Annotated in this window: 12 protein-coding genes; 11 read left to right on the top strand and 1 reads right to left on the bottom strand. The window is 47.1% G+C overall.

Annotation, left to right across the window (positions count from 1 at the left end; translation table 11 throughout):
• Positions 1–12: 12 nt before the first annotated feature.
• A complete protein-coding gene (locus tag F6X55_RS11700; RefSeq protein WP_035426930.1) occupies positions 13–360 on the top strand; it encodes a DNA-directed RNA polymerase subunit beta in 348 nt (115 codons plus the stop codon).
• Between the two features lie 174 nt (positions 361–534).
• On the opposite strand, the gene F6X55_RS11695 is transcribed toward F6X55_RS11700, so the two are convergent.
• The gene (locus F6X55_RS11695) at positions 535–675 is read right to left on the bottom strand and encodes a lmo0937 family membrane protein (protein WP_152525554.1); all 141 of its coding nucleotides are present in this window, start codon (positions 673–675) and stop codon (positions 535–537) included.
• 270 nt (positions 676–945) lie between these two features.
• Between F6X55_RS11695 and fabZ the strand changes: the two genes are divergently transcribed.
• The 10 genes from fabZ to F6X55_RS11650 all read left to right on the top strand — a co-directional run bounded on the left by fabZ (position 946) and on the right by F6X55_RS11650 (position 12,965).
• Complete coding sequence (gene fabZ, locus F6X55_RS11690) at positions 946–1,365, top strand: 3-hydroxyacyl-ACP dehydratase FabZ (RefSeq protein WP_026570744.1); 420 nt, start codon at positions 946–948, stop codon at positions 1,363–1,365.
• Positions 1,366–1,560: 195 nt separating this feature from the next.
• Positions 1,561–1,938, top strand: a complete 378-nt coding sequence (locus tag F6X55_RS11685; protein WP_026570743.1) for a hypothetical protein — start codon at positions 1,561–1,563, stop codon at positions 1,936–1,938.
• A gap of 369 nt (positions 1,939–2,307) precedes the next feature.
• Positions 2,308–2,640 carry a hypothetical protein gene (locus tag F6X55_RS11680; protein WP_051382147.1) on the top strand — a complete coding sequence of 111 codons (333 nt, stop codon included), beginning with the start codon at positions 2,308–2,310 and terminating at the stop codon, positions 2,638–2,640.
• Positions 2,641–2,991: 351 nt separating this feature from the next.
• On the top strand, positions 2,992–3,861 hold the full coding sequence (locus F6X55_RS11675) for an efflux RND transporter periplasmic adaptor subunit (protein WP_161993080.1): 870 nt from the start codon (positions 2,992–2,994) through the stop codon (positions 3,859–3,861).
• Between the two features lie 2 nt (positions 3,862–3,863).
• Positions 3,864–6,953, top strand: a complete 3,090-nt coding sequence (locus F6X55_RS11670) for an efflux RND transporter permease subunit (RefSeq protein ID WP_153463477.1) — start codon at positions 3,864–3,866, stop codon at positions 6,951–6,953.
• Between the two features lie 171 nt (positions 6,954–7,124).
• Positions 7,125–8,198: a glycosyltransferase family 4 protein gene (locus tag F6X55_RS11665; protein WP_026570740.1), complete on the top strand. Its 1,074-nt coding sequence runs from the start codon at positions 7,125–7,127 to the stop codon at positions 8,196–8,198.
• Positions 8,199–8,457: 259 nt separating this feature from the next.
• The gene (locus F6X55_RS20320) at positions 8,458–8,592 is read left to right on the top strand and encodes a hypothetical protein (protein ID WP_272914944.1); all 135 of its coding nucleotides are present in this window, start codon (positions 8,458–8,460) and stop codon (positions 8,590–8,592) included.
• Entirely contained in the window at positions 8,589–9,926 is a 1,338-nt protein-coding gene (locus F6X55_RS11660; protein WP_153463474.1) for a UDP-glucose dehydrogenase family protein, read from the top strand. Before F6X55_RS20320 ends, F6X55_RS11660 begins: the two co-directional genes overlap by 4 nt.
• A gap of 67 nt (positions 9,927–9,993) precedes the next feature.
• Positions 9,994–10,191 carry a hypothetical protein gene (locus F6X55_RS11655; RefSeq protein ID WP_153463461.1) on the top strand — a complete coding sequence of 66 codons (198 nt, stop codon included), beginning with the start codon at positions 9,994–9,996 and terminating at the stop codon, positions 10,189–10,191.
• A 353-nt stretch (positions 10,192–10,544) separates the two neighbouring features.
• Complete coding sequence (locus F6X55_RS11650; protein WP_153463459.1) at positions 10,545–12,965, top strand: cell wall-binding repeat-containing protein; 2,421 nt, start codon at positions 10,545–10,547, stop codon at positions 12,963–12,965.
• Positions 12,966–13,124: the final 159 nt, after the last annotated feature.

The following is a 13,124-nucleotide window of genomic DNA, read 5'->3' as shown; positions in this document are numbered from 1 at the left end:
GTCATCAAAGCCATGCAAACGAACAATCCTACAAAAGAAGTGAATCAGGGTCCAGCCAAGCGCAAGGAATTCAAACAGCAGACAAAGCAGCAAAGAAAGACTGCGGATCAGTCTCTGGAGAAGAAAGAAGAAGCTTCGGACCAAAAAAAAGAAAATAGAACATGGAAGCTACTAAAGGCAAGGCGCCGGATTTTTCCGATTTGGCTGCGACTGGTGGTCGTGTTTGTGCTGTGTGGGTTGGCATTGATTTGCGGATTGATGTTCGGCTATGGTGTATTAGGTGACGGAAAACCTACAGAAGCACTGGAAGTATCCACGTGGGAGCACATTGTCAACATCGTGACAGGCAAACAAGAATAAAACTCGAAACCAGAGTTTGCGAATTTCGAATTGCTTACTTCCATATATAAAAAAGGTGATCACAGCTTTATAGCTTGATCACCTTTTTTTATGACACTCCGGGGACTGACCCCATACTCCCGAAAACAACGGTTACCCCCGTCCTCCGGAGTTTTTGGGGTCAGTCCCCGTTATCTAGGTTCGTCCGCGGATGAATTTTATAACTAGTACGATGACAGCGATCACCAATAGGATATGGATAATGCCGCCGACTACGTTAAAAATAAAGCCGAGCAGCCATATCGCAAGGATGATGCCCAATATGGTCCAAAGCATCTGGTTTACCTCCTCTTTAAGTTGTCCAACTGTAAAGCCTATTCCCTTCCTGCCATTTTCCTGAAACATTTGGTTTTCGCAGAAGAAATTGAATAAGACCAGCCAATCTATTCGTAGGTTTTCCGATTCAGCTGAAAAACATTCTGTTGATGCTTGGCGGAAAAGCTTGTTTTCTTTATACTTTAATAGTAGACAGGCAGGTGGCAGAAAGTCACTGTGATAACAGCAGGGTTGCTCTCTGCCGACAGATGAGAAAGGAGAAAGAGAACATTGGATATTAATGAAATCAAAGACATTATTCCGCATCGTTACCCATTCTTATTGGTGGATGAAGTAACCGAAATCGAAGAGGGAAAGCGAGTAGTCGGCAAAAAAAACGTGACCATCAATGAACCGTTTTTCCAGGGCCATTTCCCTGACTACCCTGTCATGCCAGGTGTATTGATTGTCGAAGCATTGGCGCAAGTCGGAGCAGTCGTGATCCTTAACAAGGAAGAGAACAAAGGAAAGATTGGTTTTTTGGCTGGACTTGATAAATGTCGCTTCAAACGCCAAGTAAAGCCAGGTGACCAATTACGACTCGAAGTGGAGATCATCAAGTTAAAAGGGCCGATCGGAAAAGGAAAAGCAATCGCGTCCGTAGATGGCGAAACAGCCTGCGAAGCAGAAATCATGTTCGCCATCAAATAAATACTAATACCGGGGACAGTCCCTCCCGCAGCAAGATCAAGCTTGTCGGCGCACCGGAGGGACTGTCCCCAATTTCATTATAGAGGCTGGTTTAACTTCCGGGACATGGGGATATAGTGTAACCATGAAAGAATTTAACGAATCATTGCGTCAGACCGATGCTTAAAAGTAAGACAACAAGGAGGAGTCTGAAACATGAACAGTCGTTTACTTTACAAACTGGGTGCACCCTTATTGGCGTTGTCGATTGTTTCTGCTTGCGGGAGTGGAGATGAAGAACAGCCTCCGCCGGAAGATGATCAGTCGCCCGACTCTCCCGTGGAAGAAAACAGTGACCAGCAAACCGGTGAAATCGAACAAGACAATGGTAATTCAGGCGACACTGACAGCCAGAGCGACCAAGGTACCGGTGATAATGGAACCGAAGGCGGGACAGGCGAACCGAACCGCGAAGGCAGTGATTCATCCGAAAATGAAGTAGAAAGTGAAGAAGACAGCGGTTCTAGTGATGACTCATCGATGGACGAAGATTCCACGAATGATGATTCCGATCAAGAAAATCAAGACCAATAAAACTCCCTCGAGGGACAGACCCCCAACGCTTGATAGTGGTAGCGCGATAGCGTATTACTGTGTTGGGGGTCTGTCCCCTCATTCATTTCCTTTCTTTATGCTTGTTTATTTCCCTTCCATGTATAATTTTCTATTTGGATGGCATTCTAGTGGTGAGTCTTTTTTCGGTATCCATCAGGGACAGATGCTGAATGGAAACTGGCTGCTCTCATTTGTTAAGAGGTTTCTTTAACTGACTTCCTCGTACAGTCAGGCTGCTTTCTCGTCTATAGGAAAACAAGCTTGTACATCCTTACAAAAACTTTAGAAACTTTTTTGAAAAAATGGGAAGGCTATAAATGGAAGACAACATAAAGGAGGTTTTTACCTATGAAAAAACACTTGCTATTAAAGTTGGGGGCGTCCATGCTGGCTTTGATGCTCATGGCTGCCTGCGGTAACGATGATAACGACAATCCACCGCCGGAAGATAATAATGATGCACCGGTGGAAGACAACGGCAATGATGAGGATGACATGAATCAAGGCGACAATAATATGGATGAGAACAACACCGATGAAGGCATTACCGATGAAGGTGACCAAGAGAACGGCAACCAGGATGATCAAGGGGACACAGATCAAGAATCCGGTGATCTGACCGACGAGAACAATGATGCCACCAATGAAGACACGATGAATGACGACGACAAAAATCAATAATCCATAAGCTCAGAATATCCTGCCACCACGAAACGGAGGCAGGATATTCTTTTCGTTCATTTAATATGCCGTGTAATTGTCACACTGGCCGATACGTGATATAGTAAAACACGACTGACTGGTCATTATGGGTATATTTTCTCGAATTCATAAAAACAATTGAAACCCAAACGGTAATCAAGCCGTATAATCACAGTGGGAAAAATTTTCAGTAACAGAATAGCCGGAGTATTCGACAAGAAGCACTTCGACTGCAAGATTTGACAAAAAAGCGTGAACTATAGAAAATATCGGCATAGTGTGCCGGAGATGGATCATACATATGGTCAGCAAATGGAGAGGAGAATGATCATGAAAAAATTCGCATTGCTGCTGCTTGCACTGATTGCCCTGGTACTGGCGGCTTGTTCTGAACAGGAATCGGATAACAGCGGGGAAGAAGAAAGCGTGACTCCCGTTGAAGTGGGGGAAGTAACAAAAGGGGATTTAACAGTGGATAAGCAATTTTATGGCAGGGTGACACCTGAGTCCACAGCACCTGTCCTTCCTCCCACAGCCGGTGAAGTAGATTCGCTGGAAGTGGAAAAAGGCGACAAGGTGGAAGAGGGCGATGTCATCGCCACCATCAAATCTGCGGAAGGGATGGGGAACGTCGACATCGAAGCGCCTGCAGACGGGGAGGTTACGTCGCTTGAAGTCAACGAAGGCGGAATGGTCTCCGGTTCCGAACCACTTGCCACGATCGTCGATTTGGACAATCTATTAGTAGAAGTGACCGTAACTGCAGAAGACCTGGAATTGTTTGAAGATAAAGACGAAGCGAAAGTGCAGTTTACCAGTTTGGACAAAGAATTGACTGCTACAATTGAATATGCCGCCTCGGTTCCAGACGATACCGGTTTGTACCCTGTCGAGTTGTCGTTCGAAAATGAAGACAATGATATCAAACCGGGTATGACTGCCGCAGTTCAATTGGCTGAAAAAGTGGTCAAGGATACGTTGCTTGTTCCAACTGCAGCCCTGGTGGATGACAACGGCGAAGCGCTTATTTATACCGTGAAAGATGACCAGGCAACAGAAATGCCTGTCGAAATAGTCGAAACCCAATCCGATCTGACAGCGATTGAAGCAGATGTAGCTGAAGGGGATACAGTGGTCGTCAAAGGACAGCTCACCTTAAGTGATGGCGGGCAAGTCAGCATCAAGAAGGAGGAGCAATAATCGTGAAGTTAGTAGATACTTCCGTCAAGCGTCCGGTTGGCGTGGTCATGATCGTCTTGGCTATCCTGGCGCTGGGCTTTGTTTCATTACGCAGTTTAGCAATCGATTTGTTTCCGAAAATTGACTTGCCGATTGCCGTAGTAGCGACCAGTTACCCGGATGCTGCTCCAGAGGAAGTCGAAAAGCAAGTCAGTCAGCCGCTCGAAGCTTCGCTCAGTTCGATAGAAGGGGTGGAAACAGTACAATCCCAATCCCAATCGGGTTCCTCCCTTGTTATCATCATGTTCTCGACCGGCACCAACCTGGACAACGCCCTGCTCGAAGTGCGTGAACAGGTCGATTCAGCCAAAGGAATGTTGCCGGACAGTGCGGACGATCCGTCCGTACTCCGCTTCAATCCTGATCAAATGCCGATCATGTGGGTTGGGCTGACAGGCGATAATCTGTCCCAACTGCAAAACGTGGCCGATGATCAAGTGGTCCCATACTTTGAACGGCAGGAAGGCGTAGCCTCGGTGACCGTCGAAGGCGGACAGACGAGAGAAATCCAGCTCGAACTCGATCAAGGAAAAATGGCACAATACGGCTTGAGCACGCAGGATATCTCGCAGGCACTCGGTGGGGTGAACCAATCCGGTTCAGCGGGAACCGTGCAAAAAGGCGATCAGGACCTGCAAGTACGGGTGAATGGGGACTTTGATTCGGTTGATGATATCCGGGAGACGATCATCCAGTCGCAGTCCGGCACCCAAGTACACGTAGAAGATATTGCTGAAGTAAAAGATACATTTGAAGAGTCGAACGGAACCACCATGGTCAATGGAAAGCAGGCGGCAGTCCTTTCCGTCATGAAAAAGACCGACGGTAACACCGTGGATGTTTCCGACAATGTCACGGCAGCAGTCGAGGACTTGAAAGAAGAGCTGCCGGAAGGCGTGTCGCTCGATGTCGTGATCGATACGTCGACATTCATCAAATCATCGATCAGTTCCGTGGTCCAAAATATGATTATCGGTGGGATCTTTTCCATTCTTGTCCTGTTGCTGTTCTTAAAGAGCATCCGGGCGACCATCGTCATCGGACTCTCTATTCCGATTGCGATCATCTCCACCTTTACCTTGCTTTACTTTACTGGTGAAACACTGAACGTCCTGACCATGGGCGGACTGGCGCTTGGCATCGGAATGATGGTCGACAGTTCGATCGTCATATTGGAAAATATCGTTTCCTATCGCCAGCGCGGCTTTTCGATGGTGGAAGCCGCCAAGAAGGGAGCATCGGAACTGGCTCCTGCTGTTATCGCCTCGACGACGACAACATTGGTCGTATTCTTGCCGATTGTCTTTGTTGAAGGCATTGCATCCAGCCTGTTCACGCCGTTCGCATTAACCGTTTCGTTTGCATTGATTGCATCGTTGGTTGTTTCCATCACTTTGATTCCGATGCTGTCATCCAAACTGCTGAGCAAAGCCATGCAAGACCATGGCCGGCGTTACTGGTTCGACCGCTTCCTGGATAAATTCAATAATGGCTATAAAGGCGTGCTTCGCAAAGTGCTGAAGTTCCGCAAAACGACTGTATTTGTGACCTTCCTGTGCATTGTCGGAAGCCTTGCTTTGATTCCGTTCATCGGCGCTGAATTCATGCCTGCATCCGATGAAGGACAAATCGAGATTGCACTGGAAACACCTACCGGCACTTCGACAGAAGAGACCGAAGAAATTGCAGCAGAAGTCAGTGAGAGATTGCAAAGTTATCAAGATGTACTAGATACAAGTTATTTGAGTATTGGCGGCGGCAACCAGATGATGGGCGGCGGTGGAGGAGGAAATCAAGCTTCTTATACCTTGCAGCTGGTTTCTTCTGAAGATCGCAGCCAAACGACCGATGAAGTGATCGCCGATATGCAAAAGGACATGGAAGATATCGTAGGTGCCGATATATCAGTAAATTCACTTGGCGGATCAGGGATGAGCACCGGTTCACCAATACAAATTCAGCTGACCGGACCTGAACATGAAGTACTGCGCGAACTGGCCGATCAAGTCGTTTCTGAAATCGGCGAAGTGGATGGAGTGCTGAATCCAACCTCCTCGATTTCCGATACACAGCCGGAGCTGAACGTGACGGTTGATCGGGAAGCTGCCGCTCAACAAGGCTTGACACACCAGCAAATCATGAGCCAGATTCAAATGGCCTTCACCGGTCAGGTGGTCATGAATTATCGGGAAAACGGGGACGATATGAACGTACGTCTGACCTTCCCGGAAGATCAACGCGGCACGATTGCCGACTTGCAAAATTTGAAGATTCAATCACCGCAAGGAACGATGATACCGTTGGATTCGGTAGCCGATTTTGAACAAATTCAAAGTCCTGCTACGTTGTCCAGGGAAAATCAGCAGCCGCAGGTCAACGTCTCCAGTGATATCTCGGGACGGGATTTGGCCAGCATCAGTGGCGATGTGGAAACGAAACTCGACCAGTTAAACTTCCCGGATGAATATTCCTATTCCATGGGTGGTGAAGTAGAGGATATGGCCGAGGCGTTTTCCGATTTGGCAGTGGCGCTTGTATTCTCGATTTTCCTTGTTTACGCCGTAATGGCAGTTCAGTTCGAGAACTTCCTGACACCGCTGGTTATCATGTTCTCGCTTCCGGCAACAGTCGTCGGTATCCTGCTGGGACTGTTCCTGACAGGCAAACCGTTGAGCATCACTGCGTTCATCGGAATCATCATGTTAGCAGGTATTGTCGTCAACAATGCCATCGTGCTGGTCGACTATATCAATATTCTTCGAGGACGGGGCATGTCCCGTTTCGATGCCATCCTCGAAGCAGGCGCCAGCAGAATGCGGCCGATTTTGATGACAACCTTGACGACGATTCTCGGAATGGTGCCATTGGCGCTCGGTTTAGGCGAAGGAGCTGAATCGCAGCAGCCGCTGGCCATCACGATCATTTTCGGTCTGGGAATCTCCAGCATTTTCACCCTGCTGCTGATCCCGGTTGTTTACACCTACTTTGACGGATTGTCAGCAAGAATCGTCCGTTTGTTCCGTCGTGATAAAAAGCGGGAACAAAACGCTTAGCAAGTAAAAGACGTATGTGCCCACCCGGGTGCATGCGTTTTTTGCCTGCCTTTATATGTTTGGGCAGGTGCGTCTCGGTGAATAATTGAAATAGAGTGTAGTAAAATTGTAATATTATCGAACGTTTGATTCATATTAAAGATGAGAGAAATCAATTAAAGTAGGGATTCTATGGTTAACCTGACAGAGCTTGTCATTGCCTTTCTGATTTCACTGCTGGCTACTGCCTTGCTCGTTGTTCCTGTGAAAAAGCTCGCAGTCAAAATCGGAGCGATGGATAAGCCGGAGGCCAGAAAAATTCATAAAGTCGCGATTCCAAGGCTGGGCGGCCTGGCCATTTTTTTAGGCACGGTTCTCGGCTTGCTGTATTTGCAGCCGGTTCACCGCCATATGTTCGAAATCGGTCTCGGGGCGATCATCGTCGTCATTCTCGGAATTCTTGATGATAAATTTCAGCTGCGCCCATTGTATAAATTGATCGGGCAAATCTCTGCTGCCGGCGTGTTGATATACGGCGGCCTGATCATCGAGCGGATCAATGTACCGCTTTTTGGATTAGTGGAACTTGGTAATTGGAGTTTTATCGTCACGTTGTTATGGATTGTGGGCATAACCAATGCCATCAACCTAATCGACGGATTGGATGGACTGGCTTCCGGCGTGTCGGCAATCGCTTTGATCAGCGTGCTGATTATGGCGCTTGGTGATTACCGCGTGGTCGTTGTGTATTTTTGCGTCGTATTGATTGCCAGCAATATCGGTTTTCTCTATCATAATTTCTATCCGGCAAAAATCTATATGGGCGATACCGGATCGATGTTTCTCGGGTATTCCGTAGCCGTCATTTCCTTGCTTGGATTGTTCAAAAATGTGACATTGTTCAGTTTTATCATCCCGGTGATCGTTTTGGCGGTACCCATATTCGATACGTTGTTCGCCATAGTGCGAAGGTTGTACAACCATGAAAACATCATGCTTCCCGATAAAAAGCATATTCATTATCAATTGCTTGCCTCGGGGTTCAGCCACCGGGCAACCGTGCTGATCATTTACGGTTTCAGCGCCGTATTCGGCATCCTCGGCATCATGTTCTCGAATGCATCGCTCACTTTTTCACTGGTCATTTCTTTCATTATTTTGCTGCTGCTTACTTTGATAGCGGAAATCGGCGCAGTGGAGAAAAGGAAAAAACCGTTGATCAACAGCATGCACAAGCTGGTAAAACGCACCAATGACCGTGGCTGAATATGAAGCAAAATTAACAAAAACCTAACAAACACGATTTTACAGAAAGAAAATAAAAGGCGTCCTTTTTTCAAACGAGAAAGGACGCCTTTTATTGTGGTTTTGTTATTTGTAAACATTGTAAACGCGCGGGAAACCGCATGTTCAGGGGGATTGTGGCGATTCTATCGACGGGGTAGGATGAAGTCAACGGTCATGCATGGATTCGCATGCTGCCCAATATAAATAGAAGTAACACCTGACAAAGGAGAGCGATTTGATGAAAAAGAATGAACAAGCGTCCCGAACTGCGGCATTCCCTGGCAGCGAACGAAAGAAGCAAATGGAGCATCCGTTGGTTGACTTCCTCTCCATTGGATACGGAAAGAAGCAAAAGGCGGTGAAACTGCCATGAATATAGCGGTCATTGGTACGGGTTACGTCGGTTTGGTCACAGGTGTTTGTTTAGCAGAAATCGGCCACTCGGTTACTTGTTTGGATATCGATGAAGAAAAAGTCAGTTTGTTGAACCACGGCAGGTCTCCGATTTTTGAAGAAGGGCTGGAAGATTTACTCGGAAAAAATCTCCGACGCGGCAGGCTGGAGTTTACTACTGATTATGAAGAAGGGCTGGCCGGGAAAGAGGTTGTTTACTTGGCTGTCGGAACACCGGAAACGGCTGACGGCTCAGCTGATTTGACTTTTATTGAAGCGGCTAGCAGAGCGGTTGCCGGCCATTTGAAGCAGAATGCGGTGATTGTGACGAAAAGCACTGTTCCCGTGGGAACCAATCAATCTATCAAAAGGATGATAGAGGCAGAATTGGCCGAACCGGTTCAAATACGTATCGTTTCCAACCCGGAATTCCTCCGTCAAGGTACGGCAGTACAGGATACATTTCACGGGGAGCGCATTGTGATAGGGTCTGATGATCCAATTGCACTGGAACTGCTGGAGGAAATCAACCGGCCGTTCCAGCTGCCAATCGTCAAAACGGATTTACGCAGCGCCGAAATGATCAAATATGCCTCCAATGCATTTTTGGCGGCTAAAATAAGCTTTATTAACGAAATGGCTCATTTGTGCGCCCATGTAGGAGCCAATGTCGATAACGTGGCAGAAGGAATGGGAATGGATTCGCGTATCGGCAGTAAGTTTCTCCAAGCGGGGCTCGGCTATGGCGGCTCTTGTTTTCCAAAGGACACCAATGCATTGATCGCGATGGGAAGAAGTCATGATTACCCGATGCCATTGCTTGGCAGTGTCCAGCATGTCAATGAGAATCAGCGGGATTGGCTGGTGGAAATGATTCAAGCCCGTTTAGGAAGTCTTGAAGGCAAAACCATCGCTTTGCTTGGTCTGACCTTCAAACCGAATACAGACGATATGCGGGAATCACCCGCCATACGGGTCGCAGAGAAACTGCAGGCTGCAGGGGCTATGCTCCGCGGGTATGACCCGGTTGCTGTCTCTCGAGCCAGACAACTGATGCCTGCCGAAATCATGTTGACCGACAATCTGCAGGAGGCTGTCCAAGCTGCAGACTGTGCCGTGATCGTCACCGATTGGAAGCAGATCAAGGATCTTCCGTTAACGGAATATGCCCGCCTGCTGGCCAGTCCGCTTCTGTTTGACGGCCGTAACTGCTTCGCCTTGAAAGATGCAGAAGCAAGTGAAATCGAGTACCATTCGATTGGACGGCCGACTGTCAACTCGTCTAGGGCGGTTACCTCTTTGGCAAGTCACTAGACTGTAGGATGACCGAAAAAAGGTATTCCATGCTAAACTGGAAATAACAATCATATGGAGGTGGAGCATGGACGGGGACGCTGTGTTTTGGGTTACAACTATCGGTGGATTATTGTCATTGGGCGCATGGGCTTGGTATTATGCAGCACTTGGAAAAAGCGTTTCACAAGAAGAAAAAGAGGCCGGACGAGACCTAACGTACGAAATCAATCCATTCACCGGCTCTGCAAAACCATATAAGAAAGAGAAGCATTCCCAAGAATAAAGAGCCCAACCCGGCTCCTTTTTTTATCTTGAATATAGGCCATATTACCTACGGGGTCAGTCCCCATCTATCGCCGGGGACTGACCCCACAACCTGACCCCACAACTTAATAAATCTTCAACAAAACTTTACAGTAAACGTTTGATTACTTTGTTTAGTTTTCTTGAAATTTTGGTTAACTATCTAAAACGGCACAAGCGTGTCCCCCAACAGAGGGTAAGATGCGCACGATTCATCCTGAACGTTAAGGGAACCAGATTGGTTTACAATTATCAAAGCCGCGTTGACAAAGCCTCTATCTCCGTTTTTTATAAGATTCATAGAGTTAAAAAAAGGGGAGAGGGTGTTCGATTTTGTCGAAATACTTTGGAGACAAAACAAGCATAAAGAAAGCAGGCGGCTTTGTCCTGAGTTTGCTGTTTTTGTTTATGGCGGCCAGTCATTTGACTGCTGCCGAGGAAAACGGAATACCGGGAGGGGAAACCCAACTGGAATTTGAAGGAGGATTGACCGCTGAAGTAAACAACAACCAAACAACATCATCGATTAAAGTGGTGAGAAATGCCAAAGTGTTGTATAGCAACAAAGCCACTCTGGCGGCTATCGCCGATATTCAATTACTAACGGAGGATACCGATCACTACCTGATTATCGAATATCGATTGGATGGTACTGGCCAAGAGGTATATTTTGAAGTGCTCTCTGGTGGTGAAGAGTATCAAAAAGTTTTCACTTCTCCTACCTATCAACGGGCAGCCTTAGAGATGGAAGGTCAGGAGATAACGGTGAGCTACCCAGTATTCGAAAACAATGACATCATGACAGAGCCGACTGATATTCTCGACGATGTGTTTAAACTAGAACAAGGTAAAGTCAAAAAGCAAGCTAATGAGCAGCCTTCCGCTATGTCCAAAATCACAAGTCGATTTGCTATCCTGGCTTCCGTTGAGGAAAAATACAGTAACCCCTCCTACAGTGAAATCTCCCGCATCCTCACTGAAGAAGCGGTCAACGCCGGCATTCCTCCGGAGATCGTCAAAGCAATCGCCTACCAGGAAAGCGGTTGGCAACAGTATTGGCCAAAGGGTAATACGCCGGAATCCCATTATAGAAAAAACTGCCCGAATTGGGATGGCACCAATGTCAAACTGGGCTACGACTGCATCGGCATCGGAATCATGCAAGTATCAGACTATCGATTCATAGAAGATCCCGAAGAAAAGCAGCGCGAAATCAACAAGCTTTCTACCGATATCCGTTACAACATTCGAGAAGGGTTGAAAATTTTACAGCAGAAATGGAACTATGCCAATGCAGGATTGATACCGAAGATAAATGACCATGATAAATCAAAGCTGGAAAACTGGTATTTTGCCATTCTTGCGTATAATGGTTTGTCCTCGCGGAATGATCCGCTCACAAATCCGGCATCTGCTTATCAGGAAAAAATCTATCGACACATCAACGACTATGGTCTCTTAGAAGACTTGCCGCCATTTCCCACCTATTTATTGAACCCTAGGATTGATGGGATTCTGCGTTTCGGCGGGGAAACAATCCGTTATAAAGCGAGCCAGGTGACGACCAGGCAAAACTATTCTGTCAATCAACCAGTTTATGTTACGGCTGACAGTCTGACGTTGAGGGACAGTCCCTCCGGTTCGCAGATCGGTTCACTAAAGCGAGGAGAAAGGGTGACCATTACTGGTTCATTTCAATCTTCCAACAGTAACACCTCCCAGTTTGTCTGGTACCCGGTAAGGACAAGCAGCGGAAAAACCGGTTTTGCTGCGAGCAGTTACTTAAGCAGTTCGCCAAACACCCTTACCTATGCTTTGGAAGGAAGCCGGCGGTATGAAACGAGCGTCAGCATCGCCAACTTCGGCTGGCACTGGAACAATAGCCAAGGCGTTGTACTGGGTAGGGGGGACTTGCCAATCGATGCATTGACCGGGAGCGTGTTGGCGGCAGAGTTTGCGTCCCCGTTATTGCTGACCACTCCAGATACGCTGCAAGAGGTTACCTTGAAGGAAATCGACCGGCTTAATCCGGACCATTATGTTTCAGGATCCAGGCCCTACAAAATTTATTTACTTGGAGGTACTGCGGCAGTTTCTTTGAAAATAGAAAACAAATTGAAATCCCGCTATGGAAATGCCGAGATCATCCGGTTATCCGGAGCGACCCGATATGAAACAGCTGCCAATATTGCCGAAGTGACTGCCCGATCGAACACTGCCGATGAAATCTATCTCACGACAGGTGACGAAAAGTCTTCTGACGCACTATCCATTGCTTCTTATGCAGCAGAAAATCAAATTCCGATTCTGCTGACGGAAAAAAGCCGATTAAACAAACAAGTTTCTCAATTTATACAAGATAACAATATACGCAAAGCAACTATCATCGGTGGTACAAACGCTGTTTCTGCAGCCGTCGAGAAAACATTGCGGCAAAAGGTCAGTATAGTCGAACGGGTATCAGGCAAAACTAGATTTGAAACAAGTGTGGCAATCGCCGAAAAATATTATCCAAAACAGGCACTATCCAACGTTTTTTTTGCAAGGGGCTATGGCATGGCGGATTCCCTGTCCGGAACTGCCTTGGCTGCCCGGCAAAAGTCACCGCTGCTGTTGACGAACGAGAAGGAAGTGCCCGACGTGCTTTCCGAATGGCTGAAAGGACTGCCCGGCGAACCGGTTTATTACTATTTGGGCGGAAACAGTGCGATTTCCCCCTCTGTCAGAAACAAGCTGGAAGGTCTGTTCCATTAACAAAGATTCACAGAATACTAAGTTAATATGAAGTACGTAAAGAGTGCGTTAAGAATCATGAATTTTCCTTTTTCTTTTGTTTAGGTTTGGTATATTTGAGGTGAATTACAGGCAGCTCCGCCTCTGGCGGACTGTCCAAACACAAAACAGGAAGCAAAC

Source organism: Sediminibacillus terrae, assembly GCF_009602435.1.
Classification (GTDB): Bacteria; Bacillota; Bacilli; order Bacillales; family Amphibacillaceae; genus Sediminibacillus; species Sediminibacillus terrae.
This window is presented reverse-complemented; position numbering and strand designations above follow the sequence as displayed.